The organism is Vibrio profundum, assembly GCF_050337555.1.
Lineage (GTDB): Bacteria > Pseudomonadota > Gammaproteobacteria > Enterobacterales > Vibrionaceae > Vibrio > Vibrio profundum.
Map to the genome: position 1 here is coordinate 140112 of NZ_JAKJTA010000006.1, position 22608 is coordinate 162719.

24 protein-coding genes are annotated in these 22608 nt (G+C 46.3%); 7 read left to right on the forward strand and 17 right to left on the reverse strand.

The features are described from left to right. The first annotated feature begins 25 nt into the window (after positions 1–25). The 5 genes from L4C34_RS06660 to crp all read left to right on the forward strand — a co-directional run bounded on the left by L4C34_RS06660 (position 26) and on the right by crp (position 4547). The gene (locus tag L4C34_RS06660; RefSeq protein ID WP_428788563.1) at positions 26–1945 is read left to right on the forward strand and encodes an ABC transporter ATP-binding protein; all 1920 of its coding nucleotides are present in this window, start codon (positions 26–28) and stop codon (positions 1943–1945) included. Then, entirely contained in the window at positions 1945–2415 is a 471-nt protein-coding gene (locus L4C34_RS06665; RefSeq protein WP_428788564.1) for a TIGR02444 family protein, read from the forward strand. The genes L4C34_RS06660 and L4C34_RS06665 overlap by 1 nt, the downstream gene beginning before the upstream one ends. Positions 2416–2506: 91 nt before the next feature. Beyond that, positions 2507–2734, forward strand: coding sequence for a YheU family protein (locus L4C34_RS06670; RefSeq protein ID WP_428788565.1), 228 nt, complete (start codon positions 2507–2509; stop codon positions 2732–2734). A 61-nt stretch (positions 2735–2795) separates the two neighbouring features. Continuing rightward, positions 2796–3665: a phosphoribulokinase gene (locus tag L4C34_RS06675; protein ID WP_428788566.1), complete on the forward strand. Its 870-nt coding sequence runs from the start codon at positions 2796–2798 to the stop codon at positions 3663–3665. A 249-nt stretch (positions 3666–3914) separates the two neighbouring features. Further along, positions 3915–4547: a cAMP-activated global transcriptional regulator CRP gene (crp, locus tag L4C34_RS06680; RefSeq protein ID WP_237363177.1), complete on the forward strand. Its 633-nt coding sequence runs from the start codon at positions 3915–3917 to the stop codon at positions 4545–4547. A 117-nt stretch (positions 4548–4664) separates the two neighbouring features. On the opposite strand, the gene L4C34_RS06685 is transcribed toward crp, so the two are convergent. The 5 genes from L4C34_RS06685 to L4C34_RS06705 form a co-directional block, all read right to left on the reverse strand. Next, positions 4665–5456 carry a DUF1338 domain-containing protein gene (locus L4C34_RS06685; RefSeq protein ID WP_428788567.1) on the reverse strand — a complete coding sequence of 264 codons (792 nt, stop codon included), beginning with the start codon at positions 5454–5456 and terminating at the stop codon, positions 4665–4667. 23 nt (positions 5457–5479) lie between these two features. Further along, on the reverse strand, positions 5480–6937 hold the full coding sequence (gene astD, locus L4C34_RS06690; protein ID WP_428788568.1) for a succinylglutamate-semialdehyde dehydrogenase: 1458 nt from the start codon (positions 6935–6937) through the stop codon (positions 5480–5482). 21 nt (positions 6938–6958) lie between these two features. Next, complete coding sequence (gene astA / locus L4C34_RS06695; RefSeq protein ID WP_428788569.1) at positions 6959–7978, reverse strand: arginine N-succinyltransferase; 1020 nt, start codon at positions 7976–7978, stop codon at positions 6959–6961. 58 nt (positions 7979–8036) lie between these two features. Next, positions 8037–9248: an aspartate aminotransferase family protein gene (locus tag L4C34_RS06700; RefSeq protein WP_428788570.1), complete on the reverse strand. Its 1212-nt coding sequence runs from the start codon at positions 9246–9248 to the stop codon at positions 8037–8039. A gap of 359 nt (positions 9249–9607) precedes the next feature. Then, a complete protein-coding gene (locus tag L4C34_RS06705) occupies positions 9608–10186 on the reverse strand; it encodes an aminodeoxychorismate/anthranilate synthase component II (protein WP_428788714.1) in 579 nt (192 codons plus the stop codon). A gap of 223 nt (positions 10187–10409) precedes the next feature. On the opposite strand from L4C34_RS06705, the gene L4C34_RS06710 reads away from it, so the two are divergent. Both L4C34_RS06710 and L4C34_RS06715 read left to right on the forward strand, forming a co-directional pair. After that, positions 10410–11024: a DedA family protein gene (locus L4C34_RS06710; RefSeq protein WP_428788571.1), complete on the forward strand. Its 615-nt coding sequence runs from the start codon at positions 10410–10412 to the stop codon at positions 11022–11024. An 83-nt stretch (positions 11025–11107) separates the two neighbouring features. Further along, positions 11108–11491 carry a hypothetical protein gene (locus tag L4C34_RS06715; protein WP_428788572.1) on the forward strand — a complete coding sequence of 128 codons (384 nt, stop codon included), beginning with the start codon at positions 11108–11110 and terminating at the stop codon, positions 11489–11491. 58 nt (positions 11492–11549) lie between these two features. Here the strand turns inward: L4C34_RS06715 and trpS are convergent, their stop codons facing one another. From trpS to pilM, 12 genes are all read right to left on the reverse strand, one after another. Continuing rightward, a complete protein-coding gene (gene trpS / locus L4C34_RS06720) occupies positions 11550–12566 on the reverse strand; it encodes a tryptophan--tRNA ligase (protein WP_428788573.1) in 1017 nt (338 codons plus the stop codon). Between the two features lie 129 nt (positions 12567–12695). After that, positions 12696–13382 carry a phosphoglycolate phosphatase gene (locus L4C34_RS06725; RefSeq protein ID WP_428788574.1) on the reverse strand — a complete coding sequence of 229 codons (687 nt, stop codon included), beginning with the start codon at positions 13380–13382 and terminating at the stop codon, positions 12696–12698. Positions 13383–13431: 49 nt separating this feature from the next. After that, positions 13432–14103 (reverse strand): ribulose-phosphate 3-epimerase, encoded by a 672-nt coding sequence (gene rpe / locus L4C34_RS06730; RefSeq protein ID WP_428788575.1) that lies wholly within the window; start codon positions 14101–14103, stop codon positions 13432–13434. 117 nt (positions 14104–14220) lie between these two features. Beyond that, a complete protein-coding gene (locus L4C34_RS06735) occupies positions 14221–15060 on the reverse strand; it encodes a Dam family site-specific DNA-(adenine-N6)-methyltransferase (RefSeq protein WP_428788576.1) in 840 nt (279 codons plus the stop codon). 67 nt (positions 15061–15127) lie between these two features. After that, entirely contained in the window at positions 15128–16681 is a 1554-nt protein-coding gene (locus L4C34_RS06740; protein ID WP_428788577.1) for an AAA family ATPase, read from the reverse strand. A 42-nt stretch (positions 16682–16723) separates the two neighbouring features. Continuing rightward, a complete protein-coding gene (gene aroB, locus L4C34_RS06745) occupies positions 16724–17815 on the reverse strand; it encodes a 3-dehydroquinate synthase (protein ID WP_428788578.1) in 1092 nt (363 codons plus the stop codon). Positions 17816–17842: 27 nt separating this feature from the next. Next, the gene (gene aroK / locus L4C34_RS06750) at positions 17843–18361 is read right to left on the reverse strand and encodes a shikimate kinase AroK (protein WP_428788579.1); all 519 of its coding nucleotides are present in this window, start codon (positions 18359–18361) and stop codon (positions 17843–17845) included. A 151-nt stretch (positions 18362–18512) separates the two neighbouring features. After that, positions 18513–19883 (reverse strand): type IV pilus secretin PilQ, encoded by a 1371-nt coding sequence (locus L4C34_RS06755; protein ID WP_428788715.1) that lies wholly within the window; start codon positions 19881–19883, stop codon positions 18513–18515. 7 nt (positions 19884–19890) lie between these two features. Further along, positions 19891–20412: a pilus assembly protein PilP gene (locus L4C34_RS06760; protein WP_428788580.1), complete on the reverse strand. Its 522-nt coding sequence runs from the start codon at positions 20410–20412 to the stop codon at positions 19891–19893. Next, positions 20387–20893 carry a type 4a pilus biogenesis protein PilO gene (gene pilO, locus L4C34_RS06765; protein ID WP_428788716.1) on the reverse strand — a complete coding sequence of 169 codons (507 nt, stop codon included), beginning with the start codon at positions 20891–20893 and terminating at the stop codon, positions 20387–20389. The genes L4C34_RS06760 and pilO overlap by 26 nt, the downstream gene beginning before the upstream one ends. Before the next feature lie 139 nt (positions 20894–21032). Next, the gene (locus L4C34_RS06770; RefSeq protein WP_428788581.1) at positions 21033–21587 is read right to left on the reverse strand and encodes a PilN domain-containing protein; all 555 of its coding nucleotides are present in this window, start codon (positions 21585–21587) and stop codon (positions 21033–21035) included. Then, complete coding sequence (pilM, locus tag L4C34_RS06775; protein ID WP_428788582.1) at positions 21580–22545, reverse strand: pilus assembly protein PilM; 966 nt, start codon at positions 22543–22545, stop codon at positions 21580–21582. Before pilM ends, L4C34_RS06770 begins: the two co-directional genes overlap by 8 nt. Positions 22546–22608 lie beyond the last annotated feature (63 nt).

A 22608-nucleotide genomic window follows, 5' to 3' on the forward strand; every position in this document is an offset into this window, starting at 1 on the left:
GCTTAACTAATTACCCTAGAAATTTATGATTACCTTCTCTGATATTCAATTGCTGCGCGGCGGCAAACCACTTCTCGAACACGCCTCAGCAACCATCCACCCCGGAGATAAGATTGGCCTAGTCGGTAAAAACGGCTGTGGTAAATCGACTCTCTTTGCACTCATGAAAGATGAGCTAAGTATTGATGCGGGCAACTTCAGCCAGCCGAGTCATTGGCAGCTAGCTTGGGTTGCACAAGAAACTCCAGCAATTGAGCGCAGCGCAATCGAATATGTTATTGATGGCGATCGTGAATACCGTCAATTGGAAAAAGCGCTACTGCAAGCCGAGGCCGATGACAATGGCACTCTCGCGGCTGAACTGCATGGACAAATTGAAACGATTGGCGGCTATACCATTCAATCCAGAGCGGCAGAATTGTTAGACGGGCTAGGATTTAGCCAAACGCAGATGGGCTGGCACTTAACCCAGTTTTCTGGTGGCTGGCGGATGCGCCTGAACCTCGCTCAAGCGCTACTGTGTCGCTCAGATTTGTTATTACTGGACGAACCAACCAACCACTTGGATTTAGACGCTGTCATGTGGCTAGAGCAATGGCTGCAGACTTATCCGGGCACTTTAATTCTCATTTCCCATGACCGAGATTTTCTCGACCCTATCGTAAGCCGAGTGATCCATGTTGAAAACCAATCACTCAATGAGTACACCGGCAACTATTCGTCGTTCGAAAGCCAGCGCGCGCAGAAACTTCTACTACAGCAAGCTTCGTATCAAAAGCAACAAAAGCAAATGTCGCACATGCAAAGCTATATCGACCGATTTCGCTACAAAGCCTCTAAGGCCCGCCAAGCGCAAAGTCGTATCAAAGCGCTGGAAAAAATGGAAAAGGTTCTTCCCGCTCAGTTTGATAACCCATTTAGCTTTGAATTCAAGCAACCTGACGCGCTTCCAAATCCAATATTGAGGATGGATCACGTATCCGCAGGCTACGAAGACAACCTAATTCTAGAGAAAATTCGTTTAAACCTCGTCCCCGGCAGCCGTATTGGATTGCTCGGCAGAAATGGCGCAGGTAAATCGACGTTAATCAAATTATTATCGGGGGAGTTGATACCGCAAAGCGGCGAGTTTATTTACTCACAAGGGGTCAAAATTGGTTATTTTGCTCAGCATCAGCTTGAAACCCTGCACCCTGAAGAATCGCCTTTGCAACATATGATGCAAATCGCACCCAAGCATACCGAACAGCAACTGCGTGATTACTTAGGCAGCTTCGGCTTTCAAGGCGAGAAATCGCTTGAGAAAGTAGCTCCATTTTCTGGGGGCGAAAAAGCCCGCCTCGTGCTAGCGCTGATTGTCTGGGGTAAACCCAACTTATTGCTGCTCGATGAACCGACCAACCACCTTGATTTGGATATGCGTCAAGCGCTGACATTAGCTCTGCAGTCATTTGAAGGCGCCATGGTCATTGTCAGCCACGACCGTTATTTGCTGCGTGCGACCACAGACGAGCTATATTTGGTTGATAACCGCCAAGTTGCACCGTTTAACGATGACCTCACTGGCTATTATAAATGGCTCACGGAACAACAAAAGCTGACGCGAAAGGCTAATCAAGCCCCAAGCTTGGAAAAAGATACCAGCCACAGCGCCGCCTCCAAAAAAGAGCAAAAGCGTAAGGAAGCAGAGTTTCGTAAGCTTACTGCACCAATTCGCAAAACTCTGACCAAATTGGAAAAAGAAATGGATAGACTGCAGCAACAGTTAAGCGAGGCCGAAGAGCAATTAGTAGAGGCTTCCTTATATGAAGCAGAAAATAAGACTAAACTTAACCAAGTACTCAGCGCACAAGCCAGTAGTAAGTCTAAACTTGAGGAAGTCGAGCTAGAATGGATGTCGCTGCAAGAAGAACTCGAAAATATGGAACAGGAACTCAACGCGTAATGACGGTGAAGTCTGCTAGCATGCCATTAACCTTAGAAAGGTTGTGGCAGTTTAGCTTGCAATACTACGGAATAAGGCAAGTTAAAAACGCTTGTTTAGAATTACAGAACCACTTTCGGGGCAATGTGAATTTACTGCTATTGCTCAAGTGGCTTGATGAGCAGCAAATAGCATTTCAAGAGCAAGACTGGCACCAAGTGGAGACCTGCGTAGGGCGTACGGAGGCTCTGCTGCACAATTTTCGTCAGCTAAGGCGACAATATAAACAGCATCTCCCTGACTCTCTCTACCGAGAGTCACTCCAGTTTGAGCTGCAACTTGAAAAGCAGCAGCAATCCGACTTGGTTGCCTGTGTGAATAGCTTAGGCCTCATCAGCCCCACAACCACACCGTTAACCTTGAGCTATTGTCGGCAGCTTGGTGCAGAGCGCCTCTATCCCATCTTTAGCAATGCCAAAGTAAGCAGTTAGCCTCATATGTACACTCTCAGCAGGGTAGGTTTTTTGCTATCGGCTCAGGTATACTGCTGCCCTCGCTCAACTTACCCCTTAAAAGCTTGATATGATCATACCTTGGCAACAGCTCGAAACTGAGACACTAGACAACCTCATTCATGAGTTTGTACTACGTGAAGGCACCGACTACGGAACAGAAGAATTCTCGCTACAAAATAAAGTCGACCAAGTAAAAATACAGCTAAAAAATAATGAAGCGGTCATCGTGTATTCAGAGCTGCATGAATCGGTAAACATTCAGCTTCGTCATACATTTCAAGGCAATATTTCATAGCCAAGCCAGTTCCTGCTATAGTCATTCGCCAAAGGCAATTATCGAATAGACAGGGCTCGTCATGTCAGCAAAGCACCCCATTATCGCCGTCACCGGTTCATCAGGAGCTGGAACGACCACCACATCGGAAGCGTTTAGAAAGATGTTCAATATGATGAACATCAAGCCTGCATGGGTAGAAGGTGACAGTTTCCATCAATTCACTCGCCCCGAGATGGACGTGGAGATCCGTAAAGCCCGCGAACAAGGGCGGCACATCAGCTACTTCGGACCACAAGCCAATAATTTCACCACGCTGGAGCAATTTTTCAAAACCTTTGGTAAGGAAGGAGTCGGCCAAGTACGCCGCTACTTACACACCTTTGATGAGGCCGTACCCTACAATCAAATGCCCGGCACGTTTACTCCTTGGCAAGACTTACCCACCAATACCGATGTATTGTTCTACGAAGGCTTGCACGGGGGGGTCGTAGATGGTGACGTCAATGTCGCCCAACATGTCGATCTACTAATTGGCATGGTGCCCATTGTTAACCTTGAGTGGATACAGAAATTTGTCCGTGACACCCGTGACCGCGGCCACTCACGAGAAGCCGTGATGGACTCCATCGTGCGTTCTATGGACGACTACCTAAACTACATCACCCCACAATTCTCTCGTACTCATATCAATTTCCAGCGTGTTCCAACCGTTGATACTTCCAATCCACTCAATGCCAAAGGCATCCCCAGCCTCGATGAAAGCTTTGTGGTCATCCGGTTACGCGGAATGAAAAACGTCGATTTTCCATACCTGCTCGCTATGATTGATGGCTCATTCATGTCGCGTCATAACACGCTTGTCGTTCCTGGGGGCAAAATGAGCTTTGCCATGGAGCTGATCGTACGACCAATTTTGCAACAGTTGATCGAGACGGGTAAAATAGGCTAGAGTGCTCAAGATTTAGCCACGAATGACACTGAGTTCTCATAGCGTGATCTTAGGCACGTTTTTGCCTATAAAATGCGCGCCTCCGAGCCATTTAAATCAAGAAATTCTGTGGCAAAAAGGATACTATCAGAAAGGAAACACAAGATAGCTTGCGGCATAAGGAAACTATTTTGTCCTGATAGACCAGGTTTCTGGTCTGGCTAAATTATGGAACACGGCAAGCATCACCTGCAGAGGAAGTGAGATATTATGGTTCTAGGTAAACCTCAAACCGACCCAACATTAGAGTGGTTTCTTTCACATTGTCATATTCATAAGTACCCTTCAAAGAGCACGTTGATCCATGCGGGCGAGAAGGCGGAAACGTTGTATTACATTGTTAAAGGATCTGTTGCGGTTCTGATAAAAGACGAAGAAGGCAAGGAGATGATCCTGTCTTACCTCAACCAAGGTGATTTCATCGGCGAACTTGGTCTATTTGAAGAAGATCAAGAACGTACAGCCTGGGTAAGAGCTAAATCTCCATGCGAAGTTGCTGAAATTTCTTTTAAGAAATTCCGTCAGCTTATCCAAGTTAACCCTGACATCCTGATGCGTCTGTCTTCACAGATTGCGAGCAGATTGAAAGTGACTAGCCAAAAAGTTGGCGATTTAGCTTTCCTAGATGTGACGGGCCGTATTGCCCAAACACTGCTTAATCTGGCGAAACAACCGGATGCAATGACCCACCCTGATGGCATGCAAATCAAAATCACTCGCCAAGAAATTGGCCAGATTGTTGGTTGCTCCCGCGAAACTGTTGGTCGTATCCTTAAAATGCTAGAAGAGCAGAATCTGATTTCTGCGCACGGTAAAACGATCGTCGTATACGGCACTCGTTAATCACCTAGCAATTAAAGATGCAGACAATAAAGCCACCTCATTGAGGTGGCTTTATGTTTTAGCAAAGAGCGAGTTTTCACACTCACCCTTCCTTCATCTTTTTATAAATCAATATTATCAAAGATTAGTGCTTTCAAAGATCTTATCTGCAGACGCTGCAACAAAGCCTGGGTATAGCTCGCCATTGGCCATAGCGTAACGCTTAGCAAATTCGTAGAACCCACCCGGCACTTCATGCTGACCATCGCTAAATGTCACCACGACTTTATCAGCCATCGTCGATGATTGTTCTAACAAAACTTCAGGCGACCCTTTTACTTCTCCACCCGATTGATTAATTGCAAAACCAGATTGTGTCAGGTAATCGTTCACTTGTTTGACTTGCTCGAAGCGATTGAGCTGGTTAACGCTCACCGTAAAGTGATTAGCACCATAACCATGAACCGACAACCAAGCGGCGTATTCGCTACTCTTAGCAAGGCACTGATAGTCATCGAAGCTGATGTCCCATAAACGCCCAGCCGATAGAAACTCATGTGAGTGTAAACGCTGTGAATCGACTTGTTGTACCAAGCGCTCAACAATAGCTTGCGCTTGGCTCGGTAATTTCTCTACCAACAATTCACTGATGAACACCTTAGGCTGATTAGCATCAGGGTGTTCATAATGCTTTGCTACCAAATGCTTGCTTTCAAAAACATAATCACCACATTCTTGATAGCCCAATGCTAAGAAAGGCGCAGCCAACACCTCAAGGCCAACAGGCGCGAGATTAAAGGTGCGCAATGCAATATGGTCGTTAATCAGGGTCGTCTCTTCTTGCAGCAGCTTGTGAACACGCTCAGCCGATGGGCATAGGCGCTCAATATAGTCATTCCAGAGAGATTGAAATAATATCGACGGTGTCATTACCGACTCCTCTTCTCATCACACTAAAGTTTGATACCTGGACTCAAAGTGTCTGGCAGCATCGTTGATGCTCCCTCCATTGAAGCCATTGGATAGGCACAGTAATCCGCCGCATAGTAAGCGCTTGGTCGTAAGTTACCAGATGCCCCAGGACCACCAAATGGTGCATCACCACTCGCGCCTGTCAATTGACGGTTACGATTCACGATACCCGCGCGAATATGATCAACGAAGTAATCCCACTCAGAATCATCGGTAGACACTAAGCCCGCTGACAGGCCAAAACGCGTGTCATTAGCAAGCGTGACCGCTTGTTCTAAGGTGCGATAGCGAACAACCTGTAGTAAAGGCCCAAAGTACTCTTCATCAGGCAACTCAGCGATATCGGTGACATCAATAATACCCGGCGAAACAAAGGCGGCCTCACCTGCTCTGGCAGGCAAAATTGATTTACCGCCTAGTGACACAAGATTGGCCTGTGCGTCGAGAATAACTTGCGCGGCTTGCTGAGAAATTTGCGGTCCCATGAAAGGCGCTGGCTCGGCAAATGGCTGATCAACAATGATTTCCTTCGCTGCAGTGAGTAATTTACTTAGTAGCTGGTCCCCTTTGTTTCCTTCTGGAACATATAAGCGGCGTGCGCACGTACAGCGCTGACCAGCACTAATAAATGCCGATTGTACTATGGTGTATACCGTGGCATCCAAATCTCCATATTGCTCAGAAATCACCATTGGGTTATTGCCACCCATTTCCAATGCGAGCATTTTATCTGGCTGGCCTGCGAATTGGCGGTGCAATATATGCCCGGTATTCGCACTGCCGGTAAAGAGTACGCCATCAATACCTTTGGCATTGGCTAGCGCGATACCGGTTTCTTTTGCGCCTTGTACTAAGTTGACAACGCCAGCAGGTAAGCCCGCTTCTTGCCATAGTTTCATGACAAATTCGCCCGTCCACGGTGTCAATTCTGAAGGCTTAAACACCACGGTGTTACCAGCTAAGAGTGCTGGCACAATATGCCCATTAGGCAAATGTCCGGGGAAGTTATAAGGACCAAAAACGGCCATCACACCTAGTGGTCGGTGGCGCAGCACTACTTGATTGCCAGCAACTTCACGAGTCGCAGCTCCAGTTCTGTCATGATAAGCACGAATAGATATCGCGATTTTACCCGCCATTGCCGCCGCTTCAGTGCGAGTTTCCCAAATAGGCTTACCCGTCTCTTTAGCAATGATTTCCGCTATCGTTTCACTGTTCGCTTTTACTTTGTCAGCAAAAGCCTGCACCAGTTGCTCACGTTCTGCCAAACTGGTTTTCTTCCAGCGTACAAAAGCGGCACGCGCCGCTTCAACCGCCGCATCGACTTGCACTGGCGTTGCACTCTTACCGTGCCAAATTTGTTGATTATCGTAAGGGCTGAGAGAGGCAATCACTTCACCCGCCCCTTCCTGCCATTGCCCACCAATCCACTGAGTCATCACTTTATCCTCAAAATAAACTTAAACTGCCAACATTCTGACTTTATCGCCTTCGGCTATCTCTAATGCCGACGCAACTTTACTATCCAAAATGACACTATCTGTCGCCTGATCGTAGGCCGCCTTTGCTACCGTCGCTCGGAAGTTTTCAAACGAGGTGTTAGCAATCAAATAGTCTTGCGAGCTAGAATGCTCGGAGATTTGTACGCTTGCTCTGAACGAATGGCGAACCGATTCAATATTCGATAAGTCACATTCGACTGACGGGCCCCCATCAAAAATGTCGACATAATTACGGCAGCTAAAACCTTCTTTTTCTAATAGACGTAAAGCAGGTTTAGTGTTCTCGTGAACTTGGCCGATAACCGCTTGCGCTTCTTCGCTCAATAAATTGATATAGATAGGCAGCTTAGGCATCAAATCGGCGATGAAGCCTTTTTTCCCGATACCAGTCAGATAATCAGCAAGAGTAAAATCAATCGAGAAAAAGTGCTCTTGCAACCATTGCCAGAATGGTGAATTACCATCGTCATCCGACACTCCACGCATTTCAGCAAAAATGGTTTCAGAAAAGCGATGAGGGTGCTCTGCCATCATCAAAAAACGGCATTTAGACATTAAACGGCCGTTGAGCCCGTGACGAAAATCTTCTCGTAAGAACAGGGTGCAAATTTCACTGCAACCTGTGTAGTTGTTGCCAAACGTCAAGAGTTTCACAACATTGTTCACGCCAAGCTTTGGCGATGAATGCACAACTTTACTAATGTGGTATGAGTAGAATGGCACATCCCAGCCAATCGATGCTTCAATACCTGTGGTTCCGGCAACTTCTCCCGTCTCGCTATCGAAACCCACCATCAAGTAACCTTCGTCTCCCGGTTCCGTGACTTCTGGCTTGTTAAAGCTGTATTCGGAATGAGTAATACGGTTAGTCAATAATTCTTCGTTAACCGGAAGAGAAGTGAACCCATAGCCAGACTCTTCTGCGCATGTATGCAGCGCGTCATAATCTGCCATAGAAATAGGACGTACAACCAGCATCGTTATTCCCTCCTGATGCAAGTTTGGCTCGCCGCTGTCACAGCAAGCCAAATAGAGATTAAACTAACGACGCGATCGCTTTATCTAATTTAGCCAGACCTTCTTCGATGTCTTTTTTATCAATCACCAATGATGGGGTGAAGCGAACGACATTCGCTCCAGCAACCAACACCATTAGGCCATGCTGGCCAGCGGCGACTAACACTTCACGCGCTCGTCCTTGCCAATTTTCATTCAGTGCCGCGCCAATCAATAGACCTTTACCACGCACTTCACTAAAAATTTGGTACTTATCATTAATTTTAGCCAAACCTTGGCGTAGAAGCTCTTCTCGCTCTTTGACGCCTTGTAAAGTCTCTGGTTGGCTGACAACATCAACCACAGCTTCCGCAACCGCACACGCTAATGGGTTACCACCATAAGTGGAACCGTGAGTACCAATCTTCATATGCGTTGCAAGTTCACTCGTCGTTAACATCGCACCGATAGGAAAACCGCCACCGAGCGATTTCGCTGTGCTTAGAATATCCGGTGTTACACCCAATCCTTGATAGGCATAGAAATCACCAGTACGGCCATTCCCCGTTTGAACTTCATCGAAAATTAGCAGCGCATTGTGCTTATCACACAATTCACGTACCGTTTGCACAAACTCGTCCGTCGGCGACACAATACCGCCTTCACCTTGCAATGGCTCCATCATCACCGCACACGTGCGATCAGACATATGCGCCTTGAGTTCTTCCACGTCGTTATAAGTCAGGTGTGTCACGTCACCAGGTTTAGGACCGAAACCATCTGAATAGGCTTCTTGACCACCAACGGTCACGGTAAAGAAAGTACGACCATGAAAACCCTGTTTAAAGGCAATGATTTCCGATTTGTGCTCACCGTGTACGTCAGCAGCCCAGCGGCGTGCAAGCTTGAGTGCTGCTTCATTGGCCTCTGCGCCTGAGTTGGCGAAGAAAACTTTTTCAGCAAAACTAACTTGAGTTAATTTCTGTGCTAAGCGCAATGCAGGCTCATTCGTCATAACGTTGCTTAAATGCCACAGCTTGTTAGATTGCTCTTGTAAGGCATTCACCATAGCCGGGTGGCAATGTCCTAAGCAACTCACCGCGATACCACCAGCAAAGTCGATAAACTCGTTTCCTTGCTGATCCCAAACACGAGCGCCTTCGCCTTTTACTGGAATCATTTGCATTGGGTTATAACAAGGCACCATAACCTCATCAAACAATTCGCGTTCCACTTTATTTCCAACCGTCATAGATTTTTCCTCATCGATGCAACTTGTCAATCAACATGCCAAAGACCTGCACCGTAAAATTTTGTATTACATTAATGACAATGTGGCATTTTATTTACATTTAATTAACCATTTCAATAGTAACTTGTTCTTTTTTTCACCGACAAGTTAATATTTGCGAAGCCAAGATTGAGTAAATATGCCAACAAAGTGACGCTAACACGTTATTTTATAGGAAGGAAAAAGAGGCGCAGCTAGAAAACCCAGTGCTGCTCGCACTATAGAGAGGTGAGACAACGCATAGTTTTTCACTATCCGCCGTAGCAATATTTTGCGTTAAAATGTTAAAAAAGGTGATCTAGGTCCAAGAGGAATTTAAATTATAGCGCTAAAAAATTCGCCAGCAATTCGTGGCCTTGCTCAGTTTTAATTGATTCTGGGTGAAATTGCACCGCATGGATCGGCAAAGAACGGTGTTGAAAACCCATAATTTCATCTACCGTGCCATCGTCTAACTCTGTCCATGCCGTTAAAACGAAACACTCAGGTAAGGTCTGTTTATCTACAATCAATGAGTGATAACGAGTGACCGTTAATGGATTATTGAGCCCATGAAACACTCCGCGTCCGGTATGAGCAATCGGAGAAGTTTTGCCATGCATCACTTGTCGCGCTTTAGTGACTGTCGCACCATACACTTGAGCAATCGCCTGATGCCCGAGGCACACGCCTAAAATAGGAAGTTTTCCCGCAAAATGTTCAATCGCCGACAGTGAAATTCCCGCATCATCTGGGGTACAAGGCCCCGGAGATATCACCAAATGACTCAAGCTCATCGCCTCAATGTCGGCCAAGCTAATTTCATCGTTACGCGCTACTTTTACTTCAATACCCAGTTCACAAAAGTACTGATACAAGTTATAGGTAAACGAATCGTAATTATCGATGATAAGCAGCATGGTATTAATCAGGGCTATGGACAGTAATGGTTTGCTATTGTGCCGCCCAGCGATAGAAACGCAAGGAGAAATCACACTTCTAAGGCTCCCCTCGACTCGGATTAGAACGGTCTGCTCTGCCAAATAAGATTGCCAGAGTAAAGCCCAAGCAGATCAGTTATACTAGCCGGCCTTTACGCTCAGCCCAGTGAATACAATACAATGTCGACAGTAGGGAGCACACTTGATACATATTCATGACTTGATCCAATCCATGAAGCCACTGTTGGAACACTATGGCTATTTTGCACTGATCGTATCAGTGTTTTTTGAAGGAATGGGGATCCCTCTTCCAGGGCAATCGGTGCTGATCACTGCCTCCATCATGTCATCAGAGAATGTCATGAACCTGCCGATGGTGATGACTATTGGCTGGATAGCTTGCTTTTGCGGCAACACTGCAGGCTATTTCATTGGTTACTACTTTGAAAGTTGGCTGGCCAAAAAGGGCTACATTTCAGAGAAGAAATGGCAGAAAATACACAGTATTATCCAAAAATATGGACCTATTTGCTTGGTGATCAGTCGTTTTGTCGAAGGAATGAAACAGTTTATGCCAATGGCCTGTGGCATGGCGAAAATGTCAAAAAGAACCTTTTTCATAGGCAATGCGATGGCCTCAACATTATGGGTACTCGTGTTTAGCCTATTAGTACACTACGTCTTTGCTCATTTATCCGGTGTGATGCGTTTTTACCATCATCACCAGCTGACTCTGTGGGTTGCCTGCGGGGTATTACTTCTGGCCATTGTCTTGCTGTTTATCAAACGTAAAAAGACATCGAAAGCATCTAGCTAGCTAACCAACTAAACAGGGCATAGCACGTCTCGCTATGCCTTTTGTCCTGCGACTATATTTAACTTCTGGAAATGCTACTTCATATGAACAAACTTAAACTTACTATGCTAGCCGTTACGGCTGCATTAGCGCTTTCTGGCTGTCAGACTCTTGATGCCAGCAAACTTCACACCGACGCTTCGCCACAAACCATCGCAGAAGCAAAAAAAGATTTATCTGGTATTGAAGATCTCAAAGTACTCGATAATGGTGTGATTTATTACACATTGAAAAAGCCTAGCGACCTACAATGGGATACGGTCGGAGTGAACGCCGTCAGTTACCGCCTAGCCTGTAAGAACTTGAAATATTTCATCGATAAGGGAATGCTGATGCGGTTACATTTCCAAGGCGGGGCCACGCAAGACTATAATGCTGAACGTTGCCAAACCGAAGTGCCGACGAACTATTTAGCTAACGTTAAATAAAACAAAAGCCCCTACCAATTCAGGTTAGGGGCTTTCTTATAGAGTCTCTTGCATCCGATTATGGACGAGCAACAAAACCTATCGCTTCATAGGCTTTTTTCAAGGTCACGGCAGCGCGGGCCGACGCTTTCTCTGCGCCTTCCTTCATGACCGTATCTAGGTAAGCTCGGTCTTGACGAATACGGTGATATTCACTCTGAACGGGTTCCAGCATCGCCACAACGGCTTCACCCACACGCTTCTTAAACGGGCCGTACATTTCAACACCGGTAAACTCAGCTTCAATTTCAGCAAAGCTCATTCCTGTGGCAGCAGAATACAGCCCCATTAGGTTAGAGATACCTGCTTTATTGGCAATATCGTGAGCAATGCGAGGCGGAGTTTCAGTATCCGTTTGCGCTTTGTTGATTTTCTTGATGATAGATTTTGGCTCTTCTAGCAAGGTAATTACGTTCTTGCGATTATCATCCGACTTAGACATCTTCTTCGTCGCATCTTGCAAGCTCATTACACGTGCGTTCACCTGTGGAATATACGGTTCTGGCACCGTAAATATAGGCTGTTCCGGGCCATAAACATTGTTAAAACGGGTCGCAATATCACGAGCAAGCTCTAGGTGCTGCTTCTGGTCATTACCTACTGGTACTTGATGTGCACCATAAAGCAGGATATCAGCCGCCATCAGCACTGGATAACTAAATAAGCCCGCATTGACATCGTTCGAGTAACGGCTGGATTTATCTTTAAACTGAGTCATGCGACTCAGCTCACCCATCTGAGTGTAACAATTAAGAAGCCAACCTAGCTGGGCATGTTCAGGCACGTGCGACTGCACAAACAATGGACTCTTCTTCGGGTCCACACCAACAGCTAAACAAATCGCCAACGCATCAAGCGTCGCTTCATGTAAGGCCTTAGGGTCTTGGCGCACCGTGATGGCATGCAAATCGACGATGCAGTACTGACAATCATAATCATCTTGCATCTGTTGCCATTGACGTAGAGCACCCAAGTAGTTACCGATACTTAATTCACCGGAAGGTTGGACACCACTCAATACAATGGGTTTGCTCATAGGGTTAATTCCTTAGACTTCTTAATTAATTCAACATGGTGTGCGTTAACTGCCAATGGCAGTAAGACAGACACACAAGTGTACTCGCTAGTAAGTATATTGCTAGTCATATATGCCATATGCTGACAGTTAAGCTGGAACAGCAACGAGCTCTAACAACTCAGAGAGACAATCGGAGACATAATCTGGGCCGGACTTGGTAATTGGCTCGCCGTGGTTATAACCATAAGTCAAACCAAACGACAGACAACCCACATTTTTCGCCGTCAGGATGTCATTTTTGGAATCACCGACCATCAACAATTGCTTTGCATCAAGCTGGTATTTATCCAGTAGGTGCTGAAGCGCCATAGGATGCGGTTTTTTCTCTGCAAAAGTATCGCCGCCGATCACCTCAACAAACAACTCATCAAGGCCGTGCTTCGCCAATAACTCAGGCACAAAACGATATGGCTTATTGGTCACAATCGCCATTGGGATGCCCGCTTCTTTAAGCTGCAGCAAGGTCGTCATCACTTTAGGGTAAAGGTGACTTTGGCTATGTCCGGTCTGCTGATAATTTTCATCAAACAGAATACGCGCTTTCGCAAGTAACTCTGTATCTAAATCTGGGGAGACATTCTGACTTTGGCTCAGAGCACGGCCAATCAATATATCCGCGCCATTCCCGACATAGTCACGAACTTGTGCTTGAGTTACCGACGCAAAGCCCAGTGCTTGCACCGTTTGATCTGCAGCGATCGCCAAATCTGGCACACTGTCGAGCAAAGTGCCGTCTAAATCAAAAGCAATAAAGGCGATATTTTCAAATGGCATTACTTACCTCATTCTCAAAACTGAAACTCTGTCATTCATCAGTGGATGATTAACTAACCTTGGCTAACTCAGCACGCATCTCAGCAATCACACTTTGATAGTCTGGTTGACTAAAAATAGCGGAACCTGCAACGAACATATCGGCGCCGGCCTGCGCGATCTCACGAATATTATCGACTTTCACACCACCATCAATTTCCAAACGAATATCTCGACCAGAGCGATCAATCAACTGACGTACGGCGTGCAGCTTGTCTAACGTATGAGGAATAAATGACTGGCCGCCAAAACCTGGATTCACCGACATCAACAAAATCATATCTACTTTATCCATCAGATAATCTAAGCAGCTGAGCGGCGTCGCAGGATTCAGCACCACGCCAGCCTGGCAGCCATGCTGTTTGATAAGTTGCAATGTTCGATCGACGTGATCAGATGCTTCCACATGAAAAGTAATCATAGAAGCACCAGCCTGCGCAAACACAGGAACAAGGCTATCGACAGGCTTAACCATTAAATGAACATCGATAGGTGCCGTGATGCCATAATTACGCAAAGCGTGGCAAATCGGCGCGCCAAACGTCAGATTAGGTACATAATGATTGTCCATTACATCGAAGTGGACAACATCCGCGCCCGCTTTTAAAACTCGGGCTACGTCGTCGCCCAAACAAGCAAAATCGGCAGATAAAATGGAAGGAGCGATAAGGAAATCTTTCATACCTAACCTCATAGTTTGTGCGGCGCCGTAGGATCTATCACAGCGCGCGTAAAATATAATGGGTTCGATTCTACCTAAGCCAGTAGCGAGATGATAGGACTGCGTGGACTTTTGCGGTTAATTTTCGTTCGAGTCAGACGGCTTATTGTCTTGAAACAAAGCCAACAGCTCATCGACTTTGTTGCGACCAGCGCCATTGCGGCTAATGGTGCGCTTTACCTTCACCACACTTAACGAGGCACCGTGGTACAAGCGGCGCGTGAGTGTGGTGTCGTGATTTGAAATAAGGACAGGAATGCCGCGTTGCCAAGCGGTTTTCTCTGCAATATCGGCCAGCGCGGCCTGATCATCCAAAGAAAAGCCATTCCCCGCATAAGAAGTAAAGTTTGCGGTCGTGGAAAGAGGAGCATACGGCGGATCGCAATACACAACGCTACCCTTGCGAGCGCGTTTAAAGGTATCACTGTAGCCCTGACAGACAAACGTGGCTTTTTTCGCTTTTTCAGCAAAAAACTCAAGTTCGGCTTCAGGAAAATAAGGTTTTTTATAAGAACCGAAAGGAACGTTAAAGCCGCCTTTCTTGTTGTAACGACACAGACCATTAAAGCCGAATCGATTCATGTACAGAAAAGCTAGCGAACGGTACATCACGTCATCGGTTTGATTAAACTGGGCACGTATATCCAGATAGGCTTCTTTGCGATTATTATCCGCAACAAACCAACGTTTCGCTTCCCTGATGTATAGCTCAGGATCGTTCTTGACCAAATTGTACAAGTTGATCAAGTCGGGGTTGATATCAGACAGCAAGTAGCGGTCGTAATCCGTATTGAGGAAGATAGAACCTGCCCCGACAAAGGGCTCTATGAGCTTACGGGCAGGAGGCAAGTGACGCTGGATATCTTCGACTAGACCGTATTTGCCACCAGCCCATTTAAGAAAAGCACGTTTTTTCATTTCCCGCTCAATTTAACCCTGACAACAAAGCAGCGGAATGTAACACATTTTCACGCGAAGCTCAGCGTTAATTGACACTATTCATTTCTCGTTGCACCTGACTAAGAGATTTAGCCCATGGGCCCACTTTCTGCAGTGCCTTAGGTAAGGTCACAACGGCATCACGAGCTAACTGAATAGTCGGATAATTATGATAGGTAATAATGAACCACTGCTTGCCGCTGCGTGTAGTTTTGTACACAAAAACTTTATGGGCAATTTTATATTCATCAATAAACTGATTCACTTCCGGCGCGGTATTCATCGCAGCAAGCTGCAAAGTATAACTGCGCGGAGAGAACGCGCTCAACTGGGAGTTAGAAAGCGCAAAGGCTAACTTTTCAGGACTGGTCGCCTTGTCGGCATCCGATTGCGCGTTATCACTCGGTGTCGTACTGGCATTTTTCTCTGTTGGCGAGACTTTCGCAGGTATCGCTTTAGGTTTAGAGCTAGAAGCCGGAGCGCTTAGATCTTGAGCTGTAGCCGCCTCATTTTGAAGGTTAGGCTTAACCGAGCTTGGCTTAACCTCATCTTTCATGAGCTTGTCGACCACCGCAGAGGAGATCACCACACGGTTTTTGTCTTTGCTCACGCCACCAACACTTGTCGTCGTGGTGACAACAGGCGGCGGCAAAGCCGCAGAGTCATCAACTAGCTTGGTCGCGCCGCCTTGACCAGTTTGTCCTGTACTATCGCTTGGGTTGCTAGGGTCAGAGTGGGTCGCAGATCCTGACAAAGTCGGAATGGCGGTTTGTTCAGTTTTCACAGTAGCCGGCGATGAGTCTGGCGAAGTTCCAGATTGGCCTAGAAGCCACCAATAGCCAACACCCAATAAAACTAATAACGTTACAGCCAATAATGCGATGTTCTTTGGCGAGCCGACAATAGAACGAATGATGATCTTCTTTGACACTTTTTGTTCCCCTAATCGCATGATTTCACCCGGCAGCAACGAGTTCAGCTTTCGGTAAGCATTGCGTACCCGCCGCTCCATATTATCTTCCACAAAACGTATCACTAATTGCTCAAAGAATCGATCCGCTTCAGACTGATTTAACGGTTCTATTTCAATATCTACCGGTTTATGGTCAATGCCGTGACTTAATCGCGCCAATAGCCGCTCGATACTCTTTGCGCCTGAAAACAAAACCGCATTGATGGTCCACTTGGGCATCAATTGCGCTTCTTGAATTAACGCCCACAATTCAGAGATGAAAGGCTCCGACAGAAAGTGTGCATCGTCAATCACTATCACTAAATTACAATGTTCATTTTCCAGTAGACGGGTAAAACTATCGACTAAAGTATCTTGAGGGTTAAACAAAGGAGAAGGAATAAGTTGAGTAATCAGCATCGAACGACGCTGCTCATCATTTTGACTCGGGTGGCAAATTAAAAGTGATTGATTTGTATCTTCAGACCAAGCTTCTAGGTAACGGTGAGCTACCCATGATTTGCCCGCTCCCGATTCACCTGTGATCGTCACAAGGTTGGATCCAAAATTAGTCAGGAGCTGGACACGTTCAAGTAACTCCACTTGCGAATCCAGCTCTAAAACACGCCTATCATGCGCTAAACTCATTCAGCTTCCGTCCCTTTAGCCAACGATTGTTATGACGCCCGATTAAATATCTCGGCAGTCCTTGATAGCAGCTTCAATCACCGCTTCCGGAACCCCTTTTACTACGTCGGCATGGCCGATAGTAGTCGGTAATACCAGCCTTAACTCACCCGCTAGCACTTTTTTATCACGCATCATATGGCGCATGAAATCTGTGTAAGACATTTTTTCAGGTGGATGGATAGGTAAACGAGCTTTTTTCAGTATAGAAACAATTCTCTCGACTTGCTGAGCTGAGATTAATCCTTGATATTGCGCCGTTTTAGCTGCTAATACAGTGCCTGCTGCGACCGCTTCTCCGTGCAACCAATTGCCATACCCCATCTCCGCTTCAATGGCATGACCAAAAGTGTGACCCAAGTTAAGCAAAGCTCGCACTCCCGCCTCTTTTTCATCTTGGGCAACCATCTCAGCCTTAATATGACAACAACGAGCAATCGCGTAGGTCAACGCTTGAGTTTGCTTCGCATACAGGGCATCAAGGTTGTCTTCAATCCAAGCAAAAAAATCTGAATCGTGGATAATGCCGTATTTGATGACTTCCGCGATTCCCGCCGCAAATTCGCGTTCAGGTAAGGTCGCTAAGCACTCAATATCTATCACCACCGACTTTGGTTGGTAGAAGGCACCGATCATATTCTTACCAAGCGGGTGATTCACCGCGGTTTTACCCCCAACGGACGAATCCACTTGTGCCAACAAAGTTGTCGGCAGCTGAATGAAATCAACGCCACGTTGATAACATGCTGCGGAAAAGCCAACTAAGTCTCCAATTACGCCGCCACCTAAAGCCACTAGCACGACATCACGACTGTAATTACCTTCCAGCAAATAAGTCATCACTTGTTGAAATGTCTCAAGGGATTTATGTTGCTCGCCATCGGCGAGTTGCAGCAAAGAAACTTGGCAGCCTAACTGCTCAAATTGGGCAACGATACGATTAGCGTAGAGAGGGGAAACCACTGTGTTTGTGATGATCACAACACGTTGTTTCGGGGAAATATAGGAGGAAAAGTGAGCCGGATCGTTAAATAATCCGGCTCCGATAGTTATGGGGTAGCTTCGCTCACCTAAATTGACCGTTATCCGATCCATGGTTTGCACTCCAAATAAAAAGAATGATTAGCGTTCTTCTAACATTTTTATGATTTGGTTGGCTACCACTTTCGCACTTTGGTCGTCAGTGCGCACTGTATAGTCGGCCACTTCTTCGTACAGGCCATTACGTTCGCCTGCCAAAGATTCAAGCACGTTACGTGGATCATCGGTTTGCAGCAGCGGGCGCTTTTTATCGCGATTTGTGCGCGCTAGTTGCTTATCGATTGTGGTTTCTAAATAAACAACCACACCTCTCGCCGACAAACGATTGCGGTTATCTTTGCTCTTAATCGAGCCACCGCCTGTTGCCAGAACAATCCCCTGCTGTTCCGTTAGATCATTAATAACGGATTCCTCGCGTATGCGGAAACCGTCTTCGCCTTCGACATCAAAAACCCACGCAATGTCTGCGCCGGTGCGTTCTTCAATTACAGTATCGGAATCGACGAATTCCATATGCAGTTGTTGAGCAAGATGTCTACCAATTGTGCTTTTGCCGGCCCCCATAGGGCCCACTAGAAAAATATTACGTTTATCAGCCATGTTCAGCAGTAGTTTACAACATTAATTCAATGACATCGCCACAAGAAAGTTAGTTATTAACCAACGTTAAAGACGCTTGTGGCACCTATTCCTCACAGATAATTCGTGATAAGACCCGAAATTATCTAGATATGGCAGCAGTAATGCAAATTTATTTTGTCGTCAAATTCGATTTTCCGTCATTTAACACCGTCGGAGTAACGAATATCAGCAACTCACTTTTTGCACTTTGTTCATAGCTGCGACGAAATAATCGCCCCAATAATGGTAAATCTCCCAGTACTGGTACCTTATCTTCCGTTTGATTCATGGAGTGCTGATATATTCCGCCCAGCACTACCGTGGCACCGTCGTTAACCAACACTTGGGTACCAATTTTTTGGGTATTCACCGCCACCGCCTCTCCTGTTCCTGTTTTTACTACGTCACCAGGATGATCTTGGGTCACGTCGATATCGAGCAGGACTTGATGGTCACGGGTAATATGAGGCGTGACTTTTAAACTCAACACCGCTTTTTTAAACGCAACCGAAGTTGCCCCGCTAGATGAAGATTCAAGGTAAGGAATTTCTGTACCTTGTTCAATATAAGCGGGTGTACGATCCGTTGTCAGTAAACGAGGGCTTGAAATGATTTCAGCCTTAGACTCACGCTGTAAAGCCGAAAGCTCTAAGTCCAACAAATTGTTTGCGCCCAGCATCGCCACTTGAAACGCCGCTGTCGCAGCGCCTGTCCCTGTAGCAGGCAAACTGACATTAAACAGTTGATCAATTGTAGACGAATCAGACCAACTCGACACATTGCTATTATCCAACTGACTTGCCGATGTATCGTTCGTATAATGCCCAGCTTGGTGGGAAGTATAGCCCCATTGGACACCCAATTCATCTACGTTGCCTTCATTAATTGCCACAATACGGGCTTCGATTTGAATCTGTTGCATCGCGACATCCATCATTGCAACTAAATTACGAATCTCATCAAGGTGTTGGCGAGTGTCTTTGAGCAATACCGCATTAAGTTGCGGTTCAGCTCTAACCGAGCCCCTCTCCGATAACAGACTGAATTGGCTGTCACCGCGAATCGACTTAGCCACATCCTCGGCAGAGGAAAACTTAAGTTTAATGAGCTCGGTGTTGAGTGGCGCTAATTTCTTTTTCTGCTCACGACTGGCGAGATCCTTATCTGTCGTCACTAAGATAATATTGCCATCGATACTTTTACTCAGCCCTTTCATTTGCAACACAATATCTAACGCTTTAGACCATGCCACTTGCTCCAAGCGTAATGACAAGCTCCCCGTGACCGTATCAGATACCACAATATTGAAGCCACTATACTCCGCTAATACCTGCAGCACATTGCGCACGGGTATATCCTGAAAGTTCAGACTTATCAGCTTATCGCGGATATTAACATGAACTGAGGTATCCGCCCTTCCCTTTGACTCTGAAGAGCTAGCCGCTCGCCCATTGATGCCGTGCAAAGAGCTGAAAATCACTACACTCATAATGACCAACATACGCAGATTACTCACTCTTTCCCTTCCTACCGCTGGCCACCAGCTTAACTTGACGAGATACATAGCAACCCGAAGATTGCTCTGCTTCTTGTTGTACCAGCAAATATTGAGGTGTGATCTGTGTAATACGTCCTACCTGCTGCCCAAGAGTACTGGCAACACCCAGCATCACGAGTTCACCACTTGGCAGTACAATCAATGCCTTTGTCACGCCGCCGCTGGCCAAATACCCTTGATACTTAAATTGGGACAAAGGCCCCAGCTGAGGTGAGACTTCAAGCTCCAGTTTCTTGTTGGCAAAGCAATGCGATTCATTTAGGGAATCCTTTATGCCAGATCGGAACAGGAGATTTCCTCCCCGATGAATATATGTGATATTGTCTGCGTCATCAGAATCGACCAGCTCATTTTTGACGACAACTTTTGATTGTGGCGGTGAATTAAAAGCAATAAGAGGGCTTTGGTGGGCGCGGCAACCCACAACCTGCACTGCCAACAGTATGCTAACTGCGACTTGTCGATAGCTCACGAGAGTGGTCCGGCTGATGTCGAGGTTGAAATAAATAAACAAATGCCCGCAAGTGAAGACGCAATCGCTGAGCGTGAGTTCGAACAGGACGGAGTTCTGCGCTCTGAACGGCAACACCTAATTGCGGCGCGGCTAAGTTTTGACAAAATATCCCCAATTGATCGTAACTCCCCCGAACATCGATTTCCAACGGCATCACCTCCAGCTCGCCCAGCTTGCGTTTATCGCCCCAACTCAAGCGCTGTACAACTAATTGGGACTGACTCGCTAATGCATGGAGTTCATTCAATAAACCAGCCATACGCACGGGACTCGGCTGCACATCTAACATCGCTTGATAATATGCCCCATCATGTGTTTGACGCCCTAACTCACGCATCTGAGAGAGTTTGGGCGCAATTTTTTGCACGCTTCGTGTTAGTGTGAGTTCAGACGCTTTGGCCACCTCTAACTGACGATAAACGGGCAAGCTAACCCACACGCTCAATAGGCCCTGACACACCGAATACATCACCAAAAAATACCAATACCGGCGGCCCCTCGGAAGCCGTAATAGCTCATCTATCTTTGCCAGAAATTGATGACTTATTGCATCACGAAACCAGGCACCTCCGATACCCTTATCCCCCATGCCTGTTGACCTTCAGCGAAAAAGACAGGGTGAACCTTTCCCCTATCGGCTTGACGCCCTTTTGAGCCGCCAGCCCGCCAATCTTGGCCTGTGAGGCATGCTCATTGACATTTAAACGCTGCAATGCAAGATTTAATTTCTTCGAATCTAGGATGTTTCCTGTCAGGCGCACTTGATCGCCTCGAAGGTCTATTTCATTGATGTATACACCTTGGGGAATGGCTATTGGAAGTAGATTCATTAATACAAGCATGCGTTTCTGCTGCCACGCTACTTTATCCAGCTCAGTCACTAATGCGTGCTGACGCTGCATCTCCCGTTTCGTTTGAGCATAGTGATCCAAACGTGTATTCATTGCTTGCAATGTATGCTTAAGCCCATCCACTCTTCGTTCCTGAATTACCAGCTGACCATTGAGGTAACGACCTCCGACCAAATGCCCGAGTAAGCCTATCGCTAAGCCAATCAAGCAACCCCCGTAAAAACGGCGACGTCGATGCCTCCGAAGGTGATCACGCCAAGGTAGAAAATTGATGCTACTCATCTAGCGCTGCCGTTTTCATCCAATTCACCGCGTGCATGGCAGCGCCTAAGGCCTGCATATTGGGAGGAACGTTAGACGTTGGTGATTGCAATTGAGCTAGCCCTTGCGTTAAATACTGAGAGATATCGACCCAATAACAGTCTAACTCCATCTTTTTCGCCCAATCCGCGACAACGTTTCCTCGCGATCTTTGTCCAGTAACCCACAATCCACGTAGGCTCAATCCATTCTCAATATTTTTCAACACCTGAACCTCTCGCTCCAGTAGAACATCAATATCCTGTTTAGTGCCCTGTTCATCTTGCTCGTACGCCTGAGTGAGGGTATTGCAATAAAACTCGCCAGATGGCATCAGCATCGTTAGGTACAACGCCCGCTCACCGATATCCAACCAAAAGTAATCACGCGTGCGAATGTGTGCAGAAAAAAGATGCCATAATTGAGTCGTACAATCGGAGGACAAACCAAAGAGTAGAGGATGAAAACCCGCTCGCTGAAGGGATAAACGGCGATCGTCCACAACGGATTTCTTAACTGCATACACGTTATAATGCGATGTATTAATATCGGTGTGCGTATTAGGGCGAGTGATTCGCTGATAATCGAGGTAAACCTGCCCTACGCTCAAACTCAATTTCTGACAAAACCTTTGCAAAATTGCATTATGCTTCTCTTGCCCAACCAGTAAGTTATCTATTTGTATTTCCTGACTAATTATCAAATCCTCGGCAATACTCAATGAAACTTTTCTACTAAATATCGGCAAAGACTTTCTTAGTTCTTTGAGTTTATTTACAATTTTCTGATGATTGAGCGTACAGTTGTCAGACAATAGGCCCGATTCTATCGGTATTTCTTGGCAAGTGATTAGCTGTATTGTCTGGCGAACTGGTTTTACGACAACGGCATGAATGCTGTTCGAGCCAATGCTTAATCCAGTAATCAATGAGTTACCCATACTGCTGAGCCCCGCTATCGGCTAAGTTCGGCAAACACTAGTGAACGGCGATATAATCCGTTC